Below are 22435 nucleotides of genomic sequence, written 5' to 3'. Positions count from 1 at the left end.
AACGGAACTCCATGGTAGCGACAACTCCGGATGCGACCCCGCGTCCGCGGCTCATCATCATCGCGGCCGATGTCGTGGGCGCGCGCATGGCGGGCCCGGGGCTGCGGTTCGTCAAGATCGCCGAGCAGCTCGCCGCGGTCGCCGACGTCACCCTCGCCGTCGGCATCGAGGGAAGCGACACCGAGACCCTGCGCGACCGCGGGTTCTCGGTCGCCCCCTACCGCGACCGGGACGAGCTGATCGCGCTCGTGTCGCACAACGACATCGCCTTCTGCCAGCTCATCGACGAGGAGGTCGTCCGGCGCGGGGCGGAGGCGGGCTGCCGGTTCGTCTTCGACCTCTACAACGTCCTGCCCGCCGAGGCCGTCGGAGCCGAGCGCATCGGCGGCTTCGACACCCAGCCCGAGATGGACGACGTCTTCCGCGGGGTGCTCTCGTTCTTCCGCTTCTGCATGCGCGCCGGCAGCTACTTCGTCACGTCGAACGAGCGTCAGCGCGACTTCTGGATCGGCTACCTGATGTCCGCGGACGGACTGCTCCCGAGCGATCTCGACGGCAGGCACGTCGCCGAGCTCATCGGGCTCGCGCCGTTCGGGATGGAGGACGGCGAGCCGGAGGCGGAGGAGCACGGCATCCGCGGTCGGATGGGGATCGGCGCCGACGACCTCGTCCTGCTGTGGGCCGGCGGGATCTGGGACTGGTTCGACGCCGAGACGCCGATCCGTGCGGTCGCCGAGCTGCGCCGCGAACGCCCCGACGTCCACCTCGTCTTCTACGGCACGACGCACCCGAACGCGCTCATCGGGCGGCCGAAGACCGTCGAGCGAGCGCGATCTCTCGCCGAGGAGCTGGGCGTGCTGGATGCCGGGGTGCACTTCGTCGAGGGCTGGGTCCCGGCCGACCGGCGGGCCGATTTCCTGCTCGACGCCGACATCGCGATCTCGTCGCACAAGGAGTCGTTCGAGACCCGCTACGCCTTCCGCACGCGCATCCTGGACCATTTCTGGGCCTCGCTGCCGAGCATCGTGACGGAAGGCGACTGGTTCGCCGGGTACATCGAGGGAGAGGGCCTCGGATGCGTCGTCCCCTACGGCGACGTGGCGGCGACGAAGGCGGCGATCGTCGAGCTGGCCGACGACGCGCGCCGTCGCGCCGTCCGCGAACGCATCCAGGCCATCAGGCCGAGCTGGCGGTGGTCGCAGACCACGGCCGAGCTGGCCGGCGCTATCGCGCAGTGGCGGACGCGACTCACCCCGCGCGCCGTCCCCGCCGCTCCCGCCCCGTCCGAGGCCGTCCCGTCGCGCAGCCGGGTGCGCGAACTCCTCTCCCGGTCACCCCTCGGAAGCGTCTACCGTGCCCTGCGCGCACGGCTCGCCCGCTGAGCCGGCCGCAGCCACGCTGCGGTAGAACTCCGCCACGGCATCCAGCACGAGCGGCCACCGGTAGCGCGCAGCCGTGCGCAGTCCCTCCCGCGCGAGACGCTCCCGTTCCTCGGGGTCCCCCAGCAGGCGTCGGATCGCGGCGGCGAGCGCCACGTCGTCGTCCTGCGCGACGATGATGCAGTTCTCGCCGTCGCGGCAGAAGTCCCGGTTCCCGTGCGAGTCGGTGGCGATCACGGGGCACCCGGCCGCCATCGCCTCCAGGATGGGCAGGCAGAAGCCCTCGTGCCGGGACGTCTGGACGAAGACCGTGGCGGTGTTGTAGAGCTCGTTGACCTCGGCGTCGCGCGGTCGCTCCCGGTAGTCCACCCTCTCGTCCTGGAGGATGTCCGGCTCGGTTCCGAACAGCAGCAGCCGTGGCCGTTGCTCCCCCAGCGAGCGCCACGCGCGGACGGTCATCTCGAAGTTCTTCTGGAAGAAGGAGCGCCCGAGCGCGAGCACCGTGTGCTGGTCGCGGCGCCAGCCCTCCAGCTCGTGGAACACCGTCGGGTCGTAGCCGTTGGGGATGAGCGTGGCCGCCATGCCGACGGCCGCGAGCTCGGCCCGCTGATAGCTCGCCTCGGTGACGGCGATCAGCTCGCGACGGTAGCTCGCCACGACGGCGGCCCGGGCGACCGCGTCATCCGGGTAGAACCACGTCTCGAACTCCTGGATGAGGTACACCGGGATGCCGTGGCTCACGCTCGCCAGCCACACGATCTCGGCCGTCTCCCACCACGTCGCCACCTTGATCGCGTCCTCGTTGCGCAGCGAGAGGAGCAGGTCGTCGTAGGTGCGGTAGCGGGCGACCGGGACCTCCAGGTCGAACCACGACGGGGTGTCCTCCAGCGACCAGATCTCGACATCGAACCCCCTGCGGGCGAGCCCGTTGGCCAGTTCGAACACGATCCGGATGCCACCGCTGATCGAGGTGGCGTTCAGCACGAAGATGATGCGGCACGCGCCGTCTCGCGTGGACGCCTTCCGCTCGAGCAGCCAGCGCCGCTGCTCGCCTTCGAGCTCCGGCTCGGGGAGGACGTCGACCGGCACCACCGCGGAGCTGAGACAGAGAGTGCGGATGTTCCCTCCCCACCCACGACGGACCAGCCGCGCCACCTGCGTGTCCAGCGGGGCGCCGGCCAGGTGACGACCGGCGACGTCGACGCGGTCGATCGCGCTGGAGGTGGCGTAGAAGCAGTGCGCGGCCGCCAGCAGCACGTAGCGCGGGATGCCCACCTGCCCGTAGTCGGGGCTGCTGGGCAGCGACGGGGTCACCTGCCCGGTGCGGCGGTCCACCTGATACCCCGCAGCGATCGTCCCGGCCGTCCGGTAGGCGGGTGTGACGAAGCCGATCTCGCCGTCCCAGTGGTACTCGTGGGCCGCGTGCTGGAGCCGCACGATCACCTCCGGATCGGGCAACGGGTGGGTGGTGTCGACGAAAACGAGGTCCCACCGGCGCCGCTCTCGGTGCATCCAGGTCAGGACGGCCGCGACATCGACCGCGGGGGCGCCGTTCGTGCCGTCGGCGACCTGATGCTCACGCGGGAGCCGGCCCGCGCGAGCGGCGACATCCGGTCCGAGCAGGAAGAAGGCGTGCATGAGCCCGTCCAGCTGCGTGAGCCACGCGCCGACGTCTGCGGCGGGCGCGCCGTAGGCCACCACGACGACGTGCCGCCAGTGCACGCGGTGCCAGGCGTCCGCGCGCTGCGGCGTGAACGTCGTCGTCACGCTGTTCGCGAACGTGGCGCCGCGCACCGCGTGGGCCTCCCGGAGGGTGTGCTGGTGCAGCCGATAGCCGCGGCGGCCGAGCCGGAGGAACTCCGCCGCGACGCCGAGCCGACGCGCCGCGGCGTCGACGATGCGGGCGGCGCCGTGCATCGCCCTGCGGAGATTCCTTCTGAGCATCGTCTCGTCCCGCCGCGTGTGTCGTCGTGAGCAGAGTCTAGGTGGCCGGCCCCGGTTAAGGTTCTGCGAATCGTCTATGGTTGATGCAGATCGCCGACATGCCGCGCGCCACCCGATCTCCGCCCGGCTCTCGAACGAAAGCTCTTGCAATGATCGCCATGACGATGATGGTGCGCGACGAAGCGGACATCGTCGGCGCCATGATCCAGTACCACCTCGACCAGGGGGTCGACCTCTTCCTGGTGACCGACAACGGCTCCGTGGACGGCACGACCCGGATCCTCGAGGACTTCGCGCGCGACGGCCGGATCGAGCTCGCGCACGACCCGCGGCACGAGAAGCAGCAGCACGAGGTGGTCACCCGGATGTCGCGTGAAGCGGCGCGGCGCGGCGCGCAATGGGTCCTCAACGCGGACGCGGACGAGTTCTGGTCGGCCGTCGACCCGTCGCGGACCATCGCGGAGGAGCTGGCCGACCTCGACCCCGCGATCGGGGCCTTCGAGGTTCCGGTGATCGACATGACGGGTGCACCGGCGCGGCGGGGCACGGGTCTGCAGCGGCTCGTCTACCGGGACCTGCGACCGGACGACGTGATGGCCGGGCTCGGCGTCCACGCCCACTCCACTCCCGACGTGGCTTTCGTGCCGAACCAGACCGTGGAGGTCGCGCAGGGGAACCACTTCGTCAGCGTCCCCGCCAACGGGCGCGTGCCCGACGGCCGAGGACTCGTCGTCCACCACTACCCATGGCGCTCGTGGAGCCAGTTCTGCCGCAAGGTCGAGAACGCCGGACGCGCGTACGAGGCGTCTCCACACCTGCGTCCGAGCGCCAACCACCACGGCATGCGCGACTACCGGCGCCTGCAGGACGGGGTGCTCTCCGCCTCCTACGTGGCGCGGCACCCCTCCCCCGAGCAGCTCGCCGAGGGGCTCGCCAACGGCTGGTTCGTCGAGGATCGCCGGATCGCCGACCGGATCTCCTCGCCGGTGGCCGACGAGGAGATCCCGGAGTCCGAGGCGCAGGCCGATCGGCAGCTGATGCGACGCCTCGCGCCCCTGGAGCAGCGCCTGCAGTCCGTGGAGGCCGCGCGGCGTCAGGCGGCGGACGACCTCGACTTCCGCCTTCGCCACGTGGCGGAGCTCGACGCGCTGATCGCGCGCCTGCGCGCAGACAACGCCGAGTCGGAGACCGCACGCCGCGCGTGCGCCGATGAGCTGGAGGAGCTGCGCGCACAGCACCGCATCGAGCTGGAGCGCACGCTGGATCACCGGCTCAGAAGCGGTGTCGACCGGGTGCGCCGACGCCTCTTCCGGTAGCGCGGCGAGGGGAAGAGCCGGCGCCCGCCGGGTACGCTGGCCTGATGCGCAGACTGCTCGTGACCGGAGGGGCCGGCTTCATCGGCTCCAACTTCGTCCACCATGTGATCGACCACACCGACGACCACGTCACGGTGCTCGACAAGCTCACCTACGCGGGGAATCTCGCCTCGCTGCGGGGACTGCCCGAGGACCGGTTCGCCTTCGTGCGGGGCGATATCGCCGACGCGGCGCTCGTCGACGACCTGTTCCGCGAGGCGGATGCCGTCGTCCACTACGCCGCCGAATCGCACAACGACAACAGCCTGAACGACCCGCGTCCGTTCCTGGACACCAACATCGTCGGCACCTACACGCTGCTGGAGGCCGCGCGCCGCCACGATACGCGCCTGCACCACATCTCCACCGACGAGGTCTACGGCGACCTCGAGCTCGACGACCCGGAGCGGTTCACCGAGTCGACGCCCTACAACCCGTCGAGCCCGTACTCGTCGACCAAGGCCGGCAGCGACCTGCTCGTGCGCGCGTGGGTGCGCTCCTTCGGCGTGCGGGCGACGATCTCGAACTGCTCGAACAACTACGGGCCGTACCAGCACGTGGAGAAGTTCATCCCCCGCCAGATCACGAACGTCGTCCGCGGCATCCGCCCGAAGCTGTACGGCGCGGGCGAGAACGTGCGCGACTGGATCCACGCCGACGACCACTCCTCGGCCGTGCTGACGATCCTCGATCGGGGCGAGCTGGGTGAGACGTACCTCATCGGCGCCGACGGCGAGAAGAACAACAAGGACGTCGTCGAGCTGATCCTCACCCTCATGGGCCAGGATGCCGACGCCTACGACCACGTCACCGACCGGGCCGGGCACGACCTGCGCTACGCGATCGACTCCACGAAGCTGCGCACCGAGCTCGGCTGGCAGCCGCGCTACCGCGACTTCGAGGCGGGCCTTGCCGCCACGATCGACTGGTACCGCGCGAACGAGGACTGGTGGGCGCCGGCGAAGGACGCCACCGAGGCCTTCTACGCGTCGAAGGGGCAGTGAAGTGACGACGTTCGGCAAGCCGCTGCAGCCGATCGAGACCGGCATCCCGGGACTCGTCCTGTGGGAGCTGCCGGTGCACGGGGACAACCGCGGCTGGTTCAAGGAGAACTGGCAGCGCGAGAAGATGACCGCGCTGGGGCTGGCGGACTTCGGCCCGGTGCAGAACAACATCTCCTTCAACGACGCGGTCGGCACCACGCGCGGCATCCACGCCGAGCCGTGGGACAAGTGGGTCTCGGTGGCCACCGGCCGCATCTTCGGCGCGTGGGTCGACCTGCGCGAGGGTCCGACCTTCGGCGCCGTCTTCACCGCCGAGATCGATCCCTCGCGCGCGATCTTCGTGCCGCGCGGGGTCGGCAACTCGTACCAGACCCTCGAGCCCGACACGGCGTACACCTACCTCGTGAACGACCACTGGTCGCCGACGGCCTCGTACACGTTCCTGAACCTCGCCGACGAGACCGCCGCGATCGAGTGGCCGATCCCGCTCGCCGACGTCGAGATCTCGGCGAAGGACCTCGCCCACCCGCGGCTGGCCGATGTCGTCCCGATGAGCCCTGCCAAGACCCTCGTGCTCGGGGCGAACGGGCAGCTGGGCCGGGCCCTGCGCGCGGAGCTGGGCGAGGCCGCGCACGTCGAGTACGCGACGCGCGATGAGCTCGACCTCACCTCGCCGGAGCTGGAGACCGCACGGCGCTGGCGCGACTACGGCGCGATCGTCAACGCCGCCGCCTACACCGCCGTCGACCTCGCCGAGACGGCGGAGGGGAGGACGGATGCCTGGACCGCCAACGTCGCCGCGACAGCCGCGCTGGCCCGCATCGCGACCGCGCACGGCATCACGCTCGTCCACGTCTCCAGCGACTATGTGTTCGACGGCACCGCCGACCGGCCCTACACCGAGGACGACCCGGTTTCGCCCCTCGGCGTGTACGGGCAGACGAAGGCCGCCGGCGACGCGCTCGTCGCGACCGTCCCCCGGCACTACATCGTGCGCACGTCGTGGGTCATCGGCGAGGGCAAGAACTTCGTCCGCACCATGGCCGCGCTCGCCGAGCGCGGCGTCGACCCGAAGGTCGTCGACGACCAGGTCGGCCGGCTGACGTTCACGGACGATCTGGCACGCGGCATCCGTCACCTGCTGGAGACCGCGGCCCCGCACGGCGTGTACAACCTCACCGGGGCGGGCGAGCCGGCCTCGTGGGCCGACATCGCCCGCGCGGTGTTCTCGCGCACCGGGCACGACCCGGCGCGCGTGACCGGCGTCTCCACCGACGAGTACTTCGCCGCGGCATCCGGCCCCGTCGCCCCGCGCCCCCGCAACAGCGTGCTCGAGCTCGCCCGCATCCGCGCCGCGGGCTTCGAGCCCGCCGACGTCGGGACGGCGCTGGGCGCCTACCTCGCGCGCGACTGAGCGCTCACCCCGCGATCCTGAGCAGCCCGCACAGCGCAGGAGACAGGTCGACGCGGCCGGTGGCGGTGCCGGCCGCGCGAAGCGTTCCGCTGCGTGCGGTGTAGGTGACGCCGTTGCAGCCCACGGTCGCGCTCAGATTGGTGACGCCCGACGGTACCGTCAGGTCGGGGACGGTGCGCACCGCCGTCGACAGCCCGAGCGCTTCGACGACCGCGAAGCTCGGCACATACAGCAGACGGGTGCCGTCGTACAGGTACACGCGGGCCGAGCTCGGCGACTTCACCAGCTCGCCGGTCAACAGGTACGGCTGCCCCACCGTGAAGCGGGCGAAGGTGGCCTTCGGGATGCGCACGATGCGCGCGGTCCCGCCCCCGGCGAGCTGGCTCAGCTGCGCCGTCGTCGCCACGTGCCGCAGCACGCCGCCGGTGGCGTGGTACACGGCCGTCGCCCCGTCGACGCTCACGAACAGCGGAGCCTTCGGCTGGGTCGTGTCCTTCTTCAGCACGGCGCAGTTCTCCGCACCCAGGTCGACCTGACCGAAGTCGCCGTCGACGGCAGCGGCGACCAGCGTGCCGCGCACGGCGAGGTAGCCCTGCCCGCCGCAACTGACGATCGCCGAGATCGAGCCGGCCTGGCGGTACCCGGTCAGCGCTGCGGATGAGACCCGCCGTGCGGACTGGGCCAGCCCGAGGTCTGAGGCGAGCGTCCAGCTCGGCAGGTAGAGCAGGCGCCCGTCCGCGGTCGGCAGCCACACGCGGGGATCGTCGCCCGCGCTCACGAAGACTCCCGGCGCGAACGAGACCCGCGCCACGGTGTACCTCGCCACGGCGGCGGCGGACATCACCGCGGCGTACGGGACGGTGCCTCCGTTGGCCGCCGCGGCCGCCGCGTCGTCGGCGTAGGGCGTGAGCGTGCCGGAGGCGATCCGGTAGATCAGTCCGCCCGTGCTGACGCGGGCGAACTGCGTCATCTCGGCACCCGTCCCGATCCGCGCGAAGTCCGTGCCGCTGAGCGACGTGAGCCGGTCGCAGGACCCGCCCCACTGGGCGACGAGGTCGCAGGTGGCGAACCGGTGCAGCTTCCCGCCGTCGAGGTAGGACACCGTCAGCTTCGCGGAGTCGCGGAGGAAACGGGTGGCGTCGCCGCCGTCGGCGAACGTGCCCAGCCACTCCGCGGACACCTGAGCGGGGTCGCCGAGGGCGGCCCGGTACGCCGGCCAGTCCGCCGCCGTGATGTGGTAGTGCACCCCGCCCGAGACGAGGTAGATGTCCGGCCCCACGGCCGACAGCAGGCCCGACGCGGACGAGGACACCTGGGTGGAGCCGAACCAGTCCGTGAAGTATTGGAAGAAGTTGCGGTTGCCGTAGGCCGAGCAGCTGTCGCCGAGGCCGTATCCGGCGGCCAGCGCGGCGCTGTTCGGCTGATAGGGGGTGTAGTAGTAGAGCGCGGCGGTGGCCTTGTTCTCGATGTAGACCGGCGCGGAGCCGCACGCGCTGTTCGGGTGGTACTGCACGTTCCAGGTCTTGCCCGGGGCGTACCACGTGAAGAACTTGCTGGTGCCGGTCGGGTTCTCGTAGCGCTTGAGCTGCCACGCGGCGCCGTGCACCTGGTTGAAGAAGCCGTAGTACTCCGCATCGCACGCCGCGGTGTCCGGGCACCCCTGCCCCATCGCGGCACGATACTGGCCCGTGGTGGGCCACGTGTCGGTGACCAGTCCCTGCTCCTTCTGGAGCATCACGATGAGCACCTGCGGGTTGATGCCGCACGCCCGGGCCACCTTGGCGATGATGCGCGCCGCCGACTCCGTGCCGCCGCCCGAGTAGGCGCTGCACATCGCGTCGGCGGCGATCGAGCGGGTGGTGTCCGTCTTGTCCTTCAGGCACGTGTAGCCGGACCGGCAGCTGGAGACCTTCGAGTTCAGGAACGTCTGGATATCGCTCTCCGACATGGTCGAGGAGTTGTAGAACACCGCGTCGGAGACGATGTTCCCCGGCTTGAACTGGCTGAGGTCGGCCGTCTTCACGCGGGTCGTGTCGACCGTCGGCGCGGCGTCGGCTGCGGGGGCGACGGCGAGGGAGATCAGCAGTGCCGTCACGGCGGCGAAGACCTGCAGCGCGATGTGTCGGCGCGCGCGAAGGGGATGCTCTCGTCGGGGTTCCATCCGACCAGTGTTGCGGAAGTTAAGCAAATACACCAATGTTGCGAAAGTTACTGGAGCGACACGCCGTGAGAAAGCTCTCATGAATCGACGGGTCGGATGCCGCGGGCGACGGCCGCCACGGCGCTGTCCAGCCACTCGCGACCTCGTCGCGACGCCGGCTCCCGGGTGCGGACCTCAGAGCTCCGCGTGCAGGTGCCACACCCGCTCGGCCGCACCGTCCCACGAGAACGCCCGGCCGCGATCGGCGGCGAGCACCGCGAGCCGCGCGCTGTCCGCCCACGCCTGGACGAGCCCTGCGGCCAGCCCCTCGGCATCCGGCGCCACCAGCACGCCCCCGTCGAGCAGCACCTCGCGATGCACCTCGGAGTCGGCCGCGACCACCGGGACGCCCAGAGCGAGCGCGTCCAGCGCGAGCCACGGGTAGTCCGTCCGCGGCGACGGCACGAGCACCGCGGCCGCCGACGCCAGCACCGCGGCGCGGTCGCCGGCCTCCAGGCTCCCCCGCACGTGCACGTGCTGCGGGTCCGCTCCCGCGGCTGTCGCACGCTCGCGCAAGCCCGCCTCGGCGTCGTCCGGGGCGTCGAGGACCTCGAGGACGCGGCCCTCACCGGCGCGCGCGAACGCCGCGAAGGCGAGGTCGAGGCCCGCACCGGCCTCGGCGGAGATCACGACCGCTCCCTCCGGAGCCCCCAGTGCACGACGCCTGCCGACCTCGTCGCCGGGGGCGGCGAACCCGTCCGGGGCCGCGCCCGCGATCACCCGCACCCGCTCGCCGAGGCTCGTGAGCTCCCGCAACGTCGCGGCGTGCGCGTGGGTGGGCACCACGACCGCGTCGGCGTGCCGCACGATGCGCTTGAGCAGCCCCTTGTGCCACAGCAGGCTCGTCCGCGACAGCGTCTCGGGCGCCTCCCACGGCGTGAGGTCCCACATCGTCACGACGGTCTGGTCGTGGTCGTGCACCCGGTCGTGGCGCACGAGCGGGGCGGCGAGGGTGGGCGAGTGGATCAGCCCGCCGCCGATTCCCGTCGCCACGCCCAGCTGCCACGCGGCGACGAGCTCGCGCCGTGCCAGCGGGGCCTTCACGACCTCCGCGAGACCCGGCACGTCGTCCACCTCGGCACCGCCCGCGGGGACGATCGCGGCGACCTCGCACCCCGACGGGGCGCTGCGCACGAGCGCGCGAGCGAGCTCGCGCGCGGCCTCCGCGAGCGGACCGGCCGGCGGTGCGGGCTGGTCGAGGACGACCCTCAGCGTCACGGGCACGGCTCAGCCCTCGGGCTCGGCGGTGGGCGGATGGAGCGTCGTCTGGATCAGCTCGCGGATGTAGGCGTAGTCGGGGTCGAACTCGTCGATGCCGCCCTCGGGGGTCAGCTCGATGGTGGATACCGGCTGCTCCTTCGCCTTGAGCCCGAGGTCGACGAAGTAGCCGAGCATCGACTGGGGGATGTCGGTCTCCACGAGCGCCGTGCCCGCCGCGGCCACCTCGTTGAAGCGCGTGAGCACGTTCGACGGCGTGAACTGCGCGAGGATCGCCTCCTGCAGCTGACGCTGGCGTTTCATGCGGTCGAAGTCGCTCGTGGTGTAGCGCGAGCGCGCGTACCACTGCGCGGTGTCACCGTTCATGTGCTGGGCGCCCGGCTCGATCCAGCCGATCGCCCAGTCCTCCGCCGGTTCGCCGTCATAGGTGGGGCCGCCGCCCATCGGGAGCCGCTCCTCGACGGTGATGTCCACACCGCCCAGGGCGTCGATCAGCGCCGCGAAGCCCTGCATGTCGATGAAGACGTAGTACGGGATCTCGATGCCGAGGATGCCCTCGGCGGCGTCCTTGGTCGCCTCCACCCCGGGGCTGGAGCCGTTGGCCGCGGCATCCGGGTACAGCGCATCGCCGTCGCGGCAGACCTCGACCTCGGTCCGCAGCTGGTTGATGCCGCTGCTCCAGCCGCACTCCTCGTCCACGTGCCCCTCGTGCACGTCGGGGTAGAGCTCCTGCATCGGCCCGGGCGCGAAGGGGAACTCCGGCATGTCGCGCGGGATGCCGGTGATCGTGACGGCGCCGGAGTCGGCGTTGACGGACACGACCGAGATGCTGTCGAAGCGCATCGAGTCCCGGCCCTCGCCGCTGTCGGCGCCCAGCAGCAGGATGTTGTAGTAGCCGTCGGAGGGCGGCACGCTCGGCCCGCCCAGCCCGAAGATCGAGCCGAGAGTGTCACGGGAGACGCCGGCCAGTTGAGACGCGTACACGGCACCTCCGCCGGAGAGCACCAGCCCCGCGATCGCCACGATCGCGATCGGCAGCCGTGCGCCACGCCGCGCCTTGACCAGGCGGGCCAGTCGCAGGGTGTCGAACGTGAGCACCGCCCACAGCACCGCGTAGGCGATCAGCAGCACCTGGGCCGCCAGCAGCGCGAGCGAGCTCGTGGCCACCGTCAGCAGCGGCGCGCGCCACACGAGCCACAGCACCAGGCCCACCACGGCGACCCCCCACAGCGCGAGCGTCGAGACCAGCCCGATCCGGCCGAGCCGCCGGTTGCCTGCGAGCACCTGCGCCGACCCGGGAAGGAGCAGGTTGAGGGCGACCAGCCACCACGCACGGCGGGTCATCACCTCGGGGGACGAGGAGTCCGGGCGACGCAGGGGCCGCTGCGGCGCGAGGCTCCCGGCCGCACCGCGCGCCGGGGCGGACCGCGGCGGGCTCGCCACGCTCACAGGGACTCCTTGAGGCGGCGGTTCTTCTCCTCCACCTCGGCTTCGAGTGCGCGCGCGTACTGCTCCACACGGTCGGCGAGCCGGTCATCGGAGGTGCCCAGGATGCGGGCCGCGAGCAGCCCCGCGTTCTTCGCGCCGCCGATCGAGACCGTCGCCACCGGGATGCCGCCGGGCATCTGCACGATGCTCAGCAGCGAGTCGAGGCCGTCGAGCGTCGCCAGCGGCACCGGCACCCCGATCACCGGAAGCGCCGTGACCGAGGCGAGCATGCCGGGCAGGTGCGCCGCGCCCCCGGCGCCGGCGACGATGACCTTGAGCCCCCGTGCCCGCGCCTCGCGCCCGTAGCGCACGAGCTTGTCGGGCGTGCGGTGCGCCGAGACGACCTCCACCTCGTGCGGGATCGAGAAGTCGGCGAGCACCTGCGCGGCATCGCTCATCACGCGCCAGTCGGAGTCGGAGCCCATGACCACGCCGACCAGCGGCCGGGGGGAGGAGTGCAGCGGCCGGTTCACCCGATCAAGGCTACGGCGCGCGACTGTGAGAACCCCGCAACGGCGCGGCGTCCGACGGCTCAGTCGGCGAACAGGGCCGCCGCGGCCCGGGCCTCGTACACGACCGCGTCGAGGTCGTCGCCGGTGGCGTTGACGTGACCCACCTTGCGGCCCGGCCGGGGAGCCTTGCCGTAGGTGTGCACCTTGACGGCGGGATGCTCGGCGAACACGCGCGGCAACCGGTCGGTGAGCGCATCCTCGGTCGGCCCGCCCAGGATGTTGACCATGACCGACCACGGGGCCCGCGGCGAAGGGTCGCCGAGCGGGAGGTCGAGCACCGCGCGCAGGTGCTGCTCGAACTGACCGGTGATCGCCCCCTCCTGGCTCCAGTGCCCGCTGTTGTGCGGGCGCATCGCGAGCTCGTTGACCAGCAGCCGGTCGTCGGTCGTCTCGAACAGCTCCACCGCGAGCATCCCGGTGACCCCCAGCCCCTCGGCGATCGCGGAGCCGATCCCGGCGGCGACCTCCGGGAGGCGCTCGCGGGCGTGCGGAGCGGGGGCGATCACCTCGGCGCAGACCCCTCCCCGCTGCACGGTCTCCACGACCGGATAGGCGCGCAGCTCACCGGACGGACGGCGCGCGACCTGCTGGGCGAGCTCTCGCACGAAGTCGACGAGCTCTTCGACGAGCAGCCGGTCGCCCTCGCCGAGCGCGCCCAGCCAGTCCGCGGCCTCCGCCGCCGCGCGGACCACGCGCACGCCTTTGCCGTCGTAGCCGCCGCGCGGCGTCTTCACGACCGCGCGGCCGCCGTGGGCATCGAGAAACGCCTGCAGCTGCGCGGCGTCGGCGACCGCCGCCCACTCCGGCTGCGGCATCCCGAGCGCCTCCAGCCGTTCGCGCATGCGCAGCTTGTCCTGCGCGAAGGCGAGCGGCCCCGGCCCCGGATGCACGGCCACGCCGGCCGCGACCAGGGCGGCGAGCACATCCTGCGGCACGTGCTCGTGATCGAAGGTCACGACGTCGACTCCGCGCGCGAAATCCAGCACGGTCTGCGCGTCGCGATAGTCCCCCACGGCGGTCGCGGCGAGCCCCGCGGCCATGTCGGGCTCCTCGGCGAGCACGCTGAGCTCGATGCCGATCTCGACCGCCGGGGCGATCATCATGCGCGCCAGCTGTCCGCCCCCGACGACTCCGACCTTGACCGACATGGCTCTCCTTCCGTCCCCGACCATCTTCGCCCACTCCGCGCCGGCCGGCGCACCGGCTCAGGACTGCGGGGGGTCCGCGGGCGGAGCCTGCGGCGAAAGGGGGATCGCCTGCGAGTCGCGGTGGGCGATGATCTGGCTCACCTCGACCTGGTCGGCGAGCACTTCGTGCACCAGGGCGACCGAGGGCACGTCGACGAGTCGCAGCGGTGCGTCCACGCCGTCGGACAGCACCAGGGTGCCGCTGCGCCAGAGCCGCTGCAGCGGTCCACGCCGCTCTGTGATCGTGTAGCCGCGCAGGTGCGTCAGCTCGACGCGGCGCCGGACCAGGAGTCCGCGCTGCTCGATCACGCGACGCGTGGTGATCGTGTACGTGTGCGCCGCCCAGCGCAGGTAGGGGATGACCACGAGCACCAGCACGATCACCGTCGCCGCGGCCCACAGCATCCAGTCGGCGAACGGGGCGGGAAGGTTGCCGGTGAGATAGCCGACCGCGGCCGACACCGCCATCAGCACGAGGACCGACCACAGCAGCCGACGCGCGTTCGAGCGCAATCGCGCCACGCGCAGCTCGCTCGTCGAGGTCCCCGGGGCGGGGAGGCGCCCGAGCGGCGCGGTCTGCGGGGTCACCCCCCTATTGTGCCGCGGGGGTGCGACGAACCGCCGCCCGGCACGCCCGGGTCAGCGCACGTGGACGACGTCTCCCGCCCCGACGACGGTGCGGACCCCGTCCGCCTCGACGACGAGCCGGCCGCCCTCGTCGAGCGCGACCGCGCGGCCCCGGAGGGTCGTGCCGTCGGGGAGCGAGACGGCGACCTCCGCGCCGATGGTCGCGCACAGCTCCTCCAGCTCCGCACGCAGCGACGCGGGGGCGCCGCCGGCGACCGCGAGGGCGGCGATGCGGTCGCGCAATCCGGTCAGGAAGTCGGCGAGCAGACGGTCCTCGTCGGCGACGACGCCGAGGACCAGGAACGACGTGGCGGTGGCCACCGGCAGCTCGACCGCCGGCATCCGCGTGTTCACGCCGGCTCCGACGACGACCGTGTGCGGGTCGACCGGGTCGACCTCGGCGAGGATGCCGCAGATCTTGCCCCCGGCCGCCCCGGGCCGCCCCCCGCCCGCTTCGGCGGCCACGAGCACGTCGTTGGGCCACTTGAGCACGACGTCGTACGCGGGCAGCTGGGCCGCCACGGCGCGGCACATCGCGATGCCGGCGCTCAGCGGGATCCAGCCCCGCGCGGACACGGGCACGGCCTCGACCCGCAGCAGCACGGACACCGCGAGCGCGGTGTCCGGCGGCGCCGTCCAGGTGCGGCCGTGGCGTCCGCGTCCGGCCCGCTGATCGCGCGTGAGCACGACCGCCAGGTGCGGGTGGCGGTCGGGGTCGGCGGCGGCGGCGCGCAGGAGCAGCGCGTTCGTGGAGTCGGCGGTCTCGACCAGGTGCAGGCTCGGGGTCGCCGCGGCGGCGAGCGGGTACCCCTGCGGGGGAAACGACATGTCCGCCACGATACGCGCCCGTTCGAAGGCGACAGCGGATGCCGTCTCTCCTTGTCGCGGGTCGCATTCGTCGCCGCGGGACCGCTCGCTAGGGTGGAACGCGTGACCGATGAGCCCGACCTGTCCACGACCGCCGGCAAGATCGCCGACCTCCGCGCGCGCTATCAGGAGGCGGTCCTCGACGCCGAGGCCAAGGCCCGGGACAAGCAGCACGCCAAGGGAAAGCTGACCGCTCGGGAGCGGGTCGAGCTGCTCGTCGACCCCGGATCGTTCGTCGAGCTGGACGAGTACGTGCGACACCGCACGACCGCCTTCGGCATGGACCGCTCCCGGCCGTACGGCGACTCGGTGGTCACCGGCGTCGGTCGGATCCACGGCCGCGTCGTGTGCGTCTATGCGCAGGACTTCACGACCTTCGGCGGGTCGCTGGGTGAGGTCGCCGGCGAGAAGATCATCAAGATCATGGAGTTCGCGATGCGCAACGGGGTGCCGATCGTCGGCATCCTCGACTCCGGCGGCGCGCGCATCCAGGAGGGCGTGGTGGCCCTCGGCAAGTACGGCGAGATCTTCCGCCTCAACACCGCGGCATCCGGCGTCATCCCGCAGATCTCGATCATCATGGGCCCCGCCGCGGGCGGCGCGGTGTACTCCCCCGCCCTGACCGACTTCGTGGTCATGGTCGACAAGACCAGCCAGATGTTCGTCACCGGCCCCGACGTCATCAAGACGGTCACCGGCGAGGACGTCGGCATGGAGGAGCTCGGCGGCGCCTACACGCACAACACGCGCTCGGGCGTCGCGCACTATCTCGCCGAGGACGAGGACGACGCGATCGACTACGCGCGCACGCTGCTCGGCTACCTCCCCGACAACAACATGTCGGACCTGCCCGCCTACGAGGGCGTGTTCGAGTTCGAGACGACGGATGCCGACCGCTTCCTCAACACCGTGATCCCCGACTCCCCCAACCAGCCCTACGACATCCACCAGGTCATCGAGCACGTCGTCGACGACGGCGACTTCCTCGAGGTGCAGCCGCTGTTCGCCCCGAACATCGTCATCGGCTTCGGCCGGGTCGAGGGCCGCTCGGTGGGGATCATCGCGAACCAGCCCTCGCAGATGGCGGGCACGCTGAACATCGACGCCGGCGAGAAGGCGTCCCGGTTCGTGCGGTTCTGCGACGCGTTCTCGATCCCGATCGTGACGCTCGTAGACGTGCCGGGATACCTGCCCGGCACCGACCAGGAGTGGACCGGCGTCATCCGCCGCGGCGCGAAGCTGCTCTACGCCTATGCCGAGGCGACCGTGCCGTTGGTGACCGTGATCCTGCGGAAGGCCTACGGCGGCGCGTACATCGTGATGGGCTCCAAGCAGCTGGGCGCCGACGTCAATCTCGCGTGGCCCACGGCGGAGATCGCCGTCATGGGCGGGCAGGGCGCCGTCAACATCCTGTACCGCGGCGAGATCCGCAAAGCCGAGGAGGCGGGCGAGGACATCGCGGCGGTGCGCACGCGCCTGGCGAACGAGTACCTGTACAACGTGGCGTCGCCGTTCCTGGCCGCCGAGCGCGGCGAGCTCGACGCCATCATCGAGCCGGCTCAGACCCGCGTCTACGTCGCCAAGGCACTGCGGGCTCTGCGGGGGAAGCGGGCCACGCTGCCGGCGAAGAAGCACGGTAACATCCCCCTATGACCCGGGGGGAGACCGTCGCCGACGGCCACGACGGCGCGGCCGAGCAAGCGCTGCGCATCGACGTCCTGCGCGGCGACCCCACCGCGGAGGAGCTCGCCGCCGTCATCGCCGTGGTCACCGAGTCGTACGCCCTCGAGGTCGCCGCCGCCGTCGCCGACGACCGCCCGCGCCGTTCCGCGTGGCAGCTGTCCGCGCGGCCGCTGCGCGCACCGCTGGCGCGGGAGCTCGGCTGGGGCCGGTTCGGCGGCTGACGGCGTCGCCGACGACAGCCGCGCGGCTGTCCCCCGAAATACCTACAGACGAATCCTTCGCGGACTGGCAGTCTAGGAGTGCTGGAACGCTGCTGCGTTCGGTCGGCCTGCCGCTTTCTCAAGCGCGGCCGGCCCCGCGAGTCGGTTTTCGGGTAACCGGCTCGCACGGCGAGGGGCGGCGCAAGCCGCCCCTCGCCCCGTCCTCACCCGGGACTGCATGTCAGGGATGCCGTCCGGGTGCACGGGATCGCTCAGTCCGTCTGCGGGCGGGCGATCTCGTGCCACAGGTCGACGCTCTCCTCGCCGTCGGCGTCGTCGTCGGGGCGCGAGCGGCCGACCACCGTGACGGCGATCCCCTCGTGCGGCGACGTGCGGATGTACAGGCGGTCGGAGTGGGCCTGGTCGAGCGTGCGCGCGAGCTCGGCGCGGATCTCCTGCACGGCATGCTCGTCGAGTCCGTCGAGGCCGCCCTCGTCCAGCACCGTCACGCTCGCGCCGCGGCGGCGGGCCGACTCCAGCCGGCGACGCACGTCGTCGTCGAGCAGTCCCCGCCCGCGCAGCTCGTCGCGCAGGCTCCCTTCCGCCAGGCGGGCCTGCATCCGCTCCTCGTCGTCGAGCTCTCCGCCGGTCTCGATCGTGCGCGCCAGCACCGGTCCCGCGACCGTCAGCGCGCGCCACACCTGCACGCGACGCTCGCGGCGCCGTCCCTCCTGCGAGGCGAGCCACTCGGAGGCGTGGCGCTGCACCTCGGTCAGCTCCGCGGTGTCGCGCGCGGCGCGGTCGACGAGCATCGTGACCAGCTGCGCGACACCGACCCAGACCACGGCGCCGACCGCGCCCAGCGAGAGCGCGTTGACGAGCCCGATCCACACGGTCCCCGCGACGGTCAGCAGCACGACCCCGCTCCAGGCCACCCAGGGGCGGCGGCGCACCATGACGATCGCCATCAGGGCGGACAGGCCCCCCAGGCTCCAGGTCGCGAACGGCTCCAGCCGCGCGTCCGGGCCGGCCGCGTACCACGTCACGCTCGGGATGACCGCCGTCACGATCAGCGCGACAGCCGCCGCCCAGCCCGGCAGCACCGAATGACGCCCCAGACCCGCGGTGAGCACGGATGCCGAGTCGGTGGCCGACGGGCGGGCGTGCCAGAAGATGCACAGCCAGGCCGTCGCCAGATAGATGCACGCCATCGCGATCAGCAGCAGCGGATCGACCACCGCCATGCCGCGCCAGGCCAGCCCTCCGGCAGCGAGGTACGCCGTGAAAGCGACGCCGAGGACGGACAGGACGGCACGCACCGAGACCCTCATCGCGGATGCTCCCAGGAGAGAGTCACGACGGTGCCGTTCACACCGCTGTCGATCTCGGCGCGTCCGGCGACCGCGGTCATCCGCGCGAAGATCGAGGCCCGGATGCCGAGACGGTCGTCGGCCATCTCGTCGAGGTCGAACCCGTCCCCGTTGTCGCTGATGCGGATCGTCACGCCCGCCGCGTCCGCCTCCACCCGCAACCGCAGGCCGACCGCGCCGGCGTGCTGGACGGCGTTGGCGATCGCCTGCGTCGCCGCGAGCACGAGCGCCTTCGCCGCCCGGCCCGGCACCGACGGCGCGTCGGGGGCGATCGACCGCTCGGCGTTCACCCCGACGCGGAACTCTGCCGCGGCGGCGTCGAGCTCATCCGCGACCACTGCGGGGTCCACGGGCGCGTCGGAGCCCTCCCCCGAGTCGCGGTCGGCGTTCGCGAGGCGGGTCAGAGCCTCACGCGCCATCGACACGGCCAGCGCGCGCTCGCGCGGCGTGGTCGCACGCTCGGCGGCGATGAGGGCGGCCAGCACGCTGTCGTGCATGAGCGCGGCCACGGCCACGCGCTCCTTCTCGATCGCGTCCGCCGTGGCGGCCTCGGCGTAGGAGCGCACCGCGACCGCGCGGGCGTCGTCGATGCCGACCGAGACCGAGCGCAGCATCCAGGCGATCGTCAGCAGCACGTAGGCGAGGATCATGGCGAACGCGACGTCCAAGCCGACGCGTACGAGGCTGTCGCCGGTCGTGCCGACGCCGTCCTGGGCCAATCGCACGCCGCCGTAGAGCACCGGCACCAGGGCGCCCCACAGCAGCTGCAGCGGCAGGGGGAAGGCCACCACCGCAGCGACCGTCGCCACGTTGATGAGGTACCAGATCCACGGCGCTCCCGCCGCGTGCTCGCTGCGGCCGGCCGTCGCCAGCGGCCACAACAGGATCGCGGCCGGGTACACGACCGCGAACATCGCGGCGAGCAGGCGCGCACGGATGCCGGCGATGCACCCGACGATCATCACCGCGAGCGGCACGAAGATGGTCAGCAGCAGCACCATGCGCCAGCCGGGGTCCTCCTGACTCGACGTGAGCGCGTTCAGGAAGGCCTGCGTGCCCAGCGCCGAGCAGCCGAATCCGACGGTGATGATGACGATGCGCTCGACCCGCGCGCGCGTGAAGGTCTCCGCGCCCGGCACGCCCAGCGCGGCGGGTCGTCGCACATCCCGGTACACGGGAGTGGACGTCTCAGTCGCCACCGGATCCCTCGGTGACCAGCCCGTCCTCCATCGCGCGACGGAGCAGGTCCACCTTGGTCGGGGCGGGGCGTCCGACCTCGACGTATTTGACGCGCACGCGCGTGATGTTCTCCTTCGCGGTGGAGTAGGCGATGCCGAGCCGGTCGGCGACGACCTTCAGCGGCAGACCCGCGGCATACAGCCGAAGCACGTCGCGCTCGCGCGCGGACAGCTGGGCGCTCGCGAAGGCGCGGTCCCCCTCGATGGCGTTGGCCCATTCCACGTTGTCGAGGGAGTCGCCGCGGGCCACCGTGGCGATGGCCTCGATCACGTCGTCGATGCGGGAGGACTTGCTGACCACGCCGGCCGCGCCCGCCACGAGCGCCTCCCGCACGGCGGCGGGCCGGTCCGCGACGCTGTGAATGATGACCGAGGAGCCGTCCCGCACCAGGCGCGACACGTTCTCGGTGACGGTCGTGCCGTCGCCGAGGGTCAGATCGAGCACGACCACGTCGGCCGGCGGCACCGCCGCGAAGGCCCGCCAGTTGAGATACTCGGCGACGGTGCTGCCCGAGAAGACGATCTGCTTGGTGGTGGTGCGCGCGCAGGCGGCCTCCAACCCGAGCCGCACGGACTCGTGGTCGTCGATCAACGCCACCCTCGTCATGGTCTCAGCCTACCGAGCGCGTCAATCCCACCACCGCCTCGACGTGATGCGAGTTCGGGAACAGGTCGATGGCGCGCACACCGGCCGCCTCGTAGCCGTGCGCCCGGAACGTCGCGAGATCGCGGGCGAGGGCGGCCGGGTCGCAGGCGACGTACACGACGGCGGCCGGACCCAGCCGCGCGAGCGAGTCGACCACCTCGCGACCGGCGCCGGCGCGCGGCGGGTCGAGCACGACCGCACCGCGCCGCAGCTGCGCACGGCGCGCAGCGGATGCCGTCGCCTCCTGCCTCGCCAGCCAGCGGTCCACGCGACCGGTCTCGGCGCGCGCGCCGACCCACTCGGCCAGGTTCTCGCCGGCGTGCTCGGTCGCGCGCGGATCGGACTCCACGCTCGTCACGCGGCTGGCGGGGCCGCCCAGCGCGGCGACCGACGCGGCGAGCAGCCCCACCCCGCCGTACAGGTCCAGGTGCCATGCGTCGGGGTCGACGCCGCCGGCGGCGCGCAGGGCGTCGGCGACGGCATCCGTCAGCGTCGCCGCCGCCAGCCGGTGCACCTGCCAGAAGCCGCCGGCATCGACCCGGAACGAGCGCGCGCCCACCCGTTCGATCACCGGCTCGCGCGCGGCCGGGTCGACCGGCGGCCGGCGGCCGCGGGGCGCGTCGGGCCGGGCGATCACGCGCACCCGGCCGTCGGCGGGCTGGACGAGGTCGAGGCGGCCGGGCGGGGCGGAGCGCCGGGTCAGCGCGGCGCGCTCGATCGCGGTCGTCGCCAGCGGCAGCGCGTCGACCTCGATCACGCGGTGACTTCGGGCCGCGTAGGGGCCGATGCGGCCCTCGGCGTCGACGTGCAGCCCCACCCGGGTGCGCCAGCCGGTCCCGTCGGGGCTCTCGCCCGCCGTGGCGTGCTCTGCTGCGGCGGGGGGATGGGCCGGCTCGATCGTTACCGGGAGGTCGAGACCGCCGATCCGCCGGAGCGCATCTTCGACGACGCGCGCCTTCAGCACCCGCTGATGCTCGAGCACGACGTGCCCGAGATCGGCGCCGCCGGGGCGCCGCTCGGGCGGCACGTCGACGTCGGCCGCGGGCCATACGTGCCGCTGCCGGTGCGGCGAGGCATCGAGCACGTCCACCACCTCGCCGCGCCAGAGCGAGGCCTTGGCGGTGTCGGTGAGGCGCACGCGCACGCGTTCGCCGGGGATCGCGTCGGGGACGAACACGACGCGCCCCGCCACGCGCCCGACGAAGACGCCGCCGTGGGCGATGTCGGTGATCTCCAGGTCGATGAGCGCGCCGGCATCCATCCCTCGAGCCTCGCACACCCCACTGCACCCTGCCGCGCCCAGCCGCTCCTGCCTCCTTTGCCCCCTGCTGCCTCCTGTTGGCGACGCATTTCTGCAAGGGCGCCCAACCACAGCAGCACCCAGCGGGGACACAGCAGCTAGCGTGGATGCCGTGCGCCTGTGCCTCGCCTCGACCTCCCCCGCCCGGCTCATGCTGCTGCGCCGGGCCGGCATCGAGCCGCTCGTGCGGGCCCCCGAGGTCGACGAGGACGCCGTGGTCGCGACCGTCGAGGCCCACGAGCGCCGCACGCTGACCCCCGCCGAGCACGTGCTCCTGCTCGCGCGGCGCAAGGCCGCCGACGTGGCGGCGACGCTGCGCGCCGAGGACCCCGGGTTCGACGGTCTCGTCCTCGGCGGCGACTCGATGTTCGAGCTCGACGGGGAGGTGCTGGGCAAGCCGCACCGGCCGGAGGTCGCCAGGGCCCGATGGCACGCGATGCGGGGGCGCACCGGCATCCTGCACTCCGGTCACAGCCTCATCCGCATCGCCCCGGGAGATGCGCCGCGCGAGGCGCACGCCGTCGCCGAGGCGTCGGTCTCCTTCGTCGCCGATCTCTCCGAGGCCGAGCTGGACGCCTATGTCGCCACCGGCGAGCCGCTGCACGTGGCGGGGGCCTTCACGATCGACAGTCTCGGCGGGCCGTTCATCGACCGCGTCGAGGGCGACCCGTCCACGGTGGTCGGCATGTCGCTGTCGACGGTGCGGCGGCTGACCGGCCGGCTCGGCGTGCCCTGGACCGACCTGTGGCACCGGCGGCCTGCTTCATAGACGTCCGCACATGATTTCGCGGGATCTTGTGCGA

19 protein-coding genes are annotated in these 22435 nt (G+C 72.4%); 7 read left to right on the top strand and 12 right to left on the bottom strand.

From position 1 onward, the window contains the following. Positions 1 to 11 precede the first annotated feature (11 nt). Positions 12 to 1382, top strand: coding sequence for a glycosyltransferase (locus tag QM641_RS01075; RefSeq protein ID WP_415112573.1), 1371 nt, complete (start codon positions 12 to 14; stop codon positions 1380 to 1382). Here QM641_RS01075 and QM641_RS01070 read toward each other — a convergent pair. Next, entirely contained in the window at positions 1332 to 3296 is a 1965-nt protein-coding gene (locus QM641_RS01070; protein WP_415112571.1) for a glycosyltransferase family 4 protein, read from the bottom strand. The two genes, QM641_RS01075 and QM641_RS01070, sit on opposite strands and share 51 nt — an antisense overlap. A 176-nt stretch (positions 3297 to 3472) precedes the next feature. Here QM641_RS01070 and QM641_RS01065 point away from each other — a divergent pair, with 176 nt between their 5' ends. From QM641_RS01065 to rfbD, 3 genes are read left to right on the top strand one after another with little or no spacing between them, the layout of a single operon-like run. After that, entirely contained in the window at positions 3473 to 4639 is a 1167-nt protein-coding gene (locus tag QM641_RS01065; protein ID WP_415112569.1) for a glycosyltransferase family 2 protein, read from the top strand. A 44-nt stretch (positions 4640 to 4683) separates the two neighbouring features. Beyond that, positions 4684 to 5682 (top strand): dTDP-glucose 4,6-dehydratase, encoded by a 999-nt coding sequence (rfbB, locus tag QM641_RS01060; protein WP_415112567.1) that lies wholly within the window; start codon positions 4684 to 4686, stop codon positions 5680 to 5682. Position 5683: 1 nt separating this feature from the next. After that, positions 5684 to 7096: a dTDP-4-dehydrorhamnose reductase gene (gene rfbD, locus QM641_RS01055; protein ID WP_415112565.1), complete on the top strand. Its 1413-nt coding sequence runs from the start codon at positions 5684 to 5686 to the stop codon at positions 7094 to 7096. Between the two features lie 4 nt (positions 7097 to 7100). Here rfbD and QM641_RS01050 read toward each other — a convergent pair whose 3' ends face one another. The 7 genes from QM641_RS01050 to QM641_RS01020 form a co-directional block, all read right to left on the bottom strand. Further along, entirely contained in the window at positions 7101 to 9257 is a 2157-nt protein-coding gene (locus QM641_RS01050) for a hypothetical protein (protein WP_415112562.1), read from the bottom strand. A gap of 174 nt (positions 9258 to 9431) precedes the next feature. Continuing rightward, entirely contained in the window at positions 9432 to 10520 is a 1089-nt protein-coding gene (locus QM641_RS01045; protein ID WP_415112560.1) for a glycosyltransferase, read from the bottom strand. Between the two features lie 3 nt (positions 10521 to 10523). Continuing rightward, positions 10524 to 11963, bottom strand: coding sequence for an LCP family protein (locus tag QM641_RS01040; protein WP_415112558.1), 1440 nt, complete (start codon positions 11961 to 11963; stop codon positions 10524 to 10526). Beyond that, the gene (gene purE, locus QM641_RS01035) at positions 11960 to 12427 is read right to left on the bottom strand and encodes a 5-(carboxyamino)imidazole ribonucleotide mutase (RefSeq protein WP_415112628.1); all 468 of its coding nucleotides are present in this window, start codon (positions 12425 to 12427) and stop codon (positions 11960 to 11962) included. The genes QM641_RS01040 and purE overlap by 4 nt, the downstream gene beginning before the upstream one ends. A 107-nt stretch (positions 12428 to 12534) precedes the next feature. Next, complete coding sequence (locus QM641_RS01030) at positions 12535 to 13662, bottom strand: 5-(carboxyamino)imidazole ribonucleotide synthase (RefSeq protein ID WP_415112556.1); 1128 nt, start codon at positions 13660 to 13662, stop codon at positions 12535 to 12537. Positions 13663 to 13719: 57 nt separating this feature from the next. Beyond that, on the bottom strand, positions 13720 to 14289 hold the full coding sequence (locus QM641_RS01025) for a PH domain-containing protein (protein WP_415112554.1): 570 nt from the start codon (positions 14287 to 14289) through the stop codon (positions 13720 to 13722). 51 nt (positions 14290 to 14340) lie between these two features. Next, complete coding sequence (locus tag QM641_RS01020) at positions 14341 to 15156, bottom strand: biotin--[acetyl-CoA-carboxylase] ligase (protein WP_415112552.1); 816 nt, start codon at positions 15154 to 15156, stop codon at positions 14341 to 14343. A 102-nt stretch (positions 15157 to 15258) separates the two neighbouring features. Between QM641_RS01020 and QM641_RS01015 the strand changes: the two genes are divergently transcribed. Together QM641_RS01015 and QM641_RS01010 are read left to right on the top strand one after the other, a co-directional pair. Next, entirely contained in the window at positions 15259 to 16848 is a 1590-nt protein-coding gene (locus tag QM641_RS01015; protein WP_415112550.1) for an acyl-CoA carboxylase subunit beta, read from the top strand. Further along, on the top strand, positions 16845 to 17099 hold the full coding sequence (locus QM641_RS01010) for an acyl-CoA carboxylase subunit epsilon (protein ID WP_415112548.1): 255 nt from the start codon (positions 16845 to 16847) through the stop codon (positions 17097 to 17099). Before QM641_RS01015 ends, QM641_RS01010 begins: the two co-directional genes overlap by 4 nt. Before the next feature lie 251 nt (positions 17100 to 17350). Here the strand turns inward: QM641_RS01010 and QM641_RS01005 are convergent, their stop codons facing one another. From QM641_RS01005 to QM641_RS00990, 4 genes are read right to left on the bottom strand one after another with little or no spacing between them, the layout of a single operon-like run. After that, the gene (locus QM641_RS01005; RefSeq protein ID WP_415112546.1) at positions 17351 to 18409 is read right to left on the bottom strand and encodes a hypothetical protein; all 1059 of its coding nucleotides are present in this window, start codon (positions 18407 to 18409) and stop codon (positions 17351 to 17353) included. Beyond that, the gene (locus QM641_RS01000) at positions 18406 to 19647 is read right to left on the bottom strand and encodes a sensor histidine kinase (protein ID WP_415112544.1); all 1242 of its coding nucleotides are present in this window, start codon (positions 19645 to 19647) and stop codon (positions 18406 to 18408) included. Before QM641_RS01000 ends, QM641_RS01005 begins: the two co-directional genes overlap by 4 nt. After that, complete coding sequence (locus QM641_RS00995) at positions 19637 to 20293, bottom strand: response regulator (protein ID WP_415112542.1); 657 nt, start codon at positions 20291 to 20293, stop codon at positions 19637 to 19639. Before QM641_RS00995 ends, QM641_RS01000 begins: the two co-directional genes overlap by 11 nt. Before the next feature lie 4 nt (positions 20294 to 20297). Beyond that, on the bottom strand, positions 20298 to 21593 hold the full coding sequence (locus QM641_RS00990) for a class I SAM-dependent RNA methyltransferase (RefSeq protein ID WP_415112540.1): 1296 nt from the start codon (positions 21591 to 21593) through the stop codon (positions 20298 to 20300). Positions 21594 to 21744: 151 nt separating this feature from the next. Here QM641_RS00990 and QM641_RS00985 point away from each other — a divergent pair, with 151 nt between their 5' ends. Then, positions 21745 to 22401 carry a Maf family protein gene (locus QM641_RS00985; RefSeq protein WP_415112626.1) on the top strand — a complete coding sequence of 219 codons (657 nt, stop codon included), beginning with the start codon at positions 21745 to 21747 and terminating at the stop codon, positions 22399 to 22401. Positions 22402 to 22435: the final 34 nt, after the last annotated feature.

The organism is Microbacterium sp., assembly GCF_047605725.1.
Lineage (GTDB): Bacteria > Actinomycetota > Actinomycetes > Actinomycetales > Microbacteriaceae > Microbacterium.
This window is presented reverse-complemented; position numbering and strand designations above follow the sequence as displayed.

Coding starts and splice junctions, on each gene's coding strand:
- QM641_RS00990 (WP_415112540.1), bottom strand. CDS start 21,593: ATGGATGCCGGCGCGCTCATCGACCTGGAGATCACCGACATCGCCCAC.
- QM641_RS01075 (WP_415112573.1), top strand. CDS start 12: ATGGTAGCGACAACTCCGGATGCGACCCCGCGTCCGCGGCTCATCATC.
- QM641_RS01020 (WP_415112552.1), bottom strand. CDS start 15,156: ATGTCGTTTCCCCCGCAGGGGTACCCGCTCGCCGCCGCGGCGACCCCG.
- QM641_RS01070 (WP_415112571.1), bottom strand. CDS start 3,296: ATGCACGGCGCCGCCCGCATCGTCGACGCCGCGGCGCGTCGGCTCGGC.
- QM641_RS01005 (WP_415112546.1), bottom strand. CDS start 18,409: ATGAGGGTCTCGGTGCGTGCCGTCCTGTCCGTCCTCGGCGTCGCTTTC.
- purE (WP_415112628.1), bottom strand. CDS start 12,427: ATGGGCTCCGACTCCGACTGGCGCGTGATGAGCGATGCCGCGCAGGTG.
- QM641_RS00995 (WP_415112542.1), bottom strand. CDS start 20,293: ATGACGAGGGTGGCGTTGATCGACGACCACGAGTCCGTGCGGCTCGGG.
- QM641_RS01030 (WP_415112556.1), bottom strand. CDS start 13,662: ATGTCGGTCAAGGTCGGAGTCGTCGGGGGCGGACAGCTGGCGCGCATG.
- QM641_RS01010 (WP_415112548.1), top strand. CDS start 16,845: ATGACCCGGGGGGAGACCGTCGCCGACGGCCACGACGGCGCGGCCGAG.
- QM641_RS01065 (WP_415112569.1), top strand. CDS start 3,473: ATGATCGCCATGACGATGATGGTGCGCGACGAAGCGGACATCGTCGGC.
- QM641_RS01050 (WP_415112562.1), bottom strand. CDS start 9,257: ATGGAACCCCGACGAGAGCATCCCCTTCGCGCGCGCCGACACATCGCG.
- rfbB (WP_415112567.1), top strand. CDS start 4,684: ATGCGCAGACTGCTCGTGACCGGAGGGGCCGGCTTCATCGGCTCCAAC.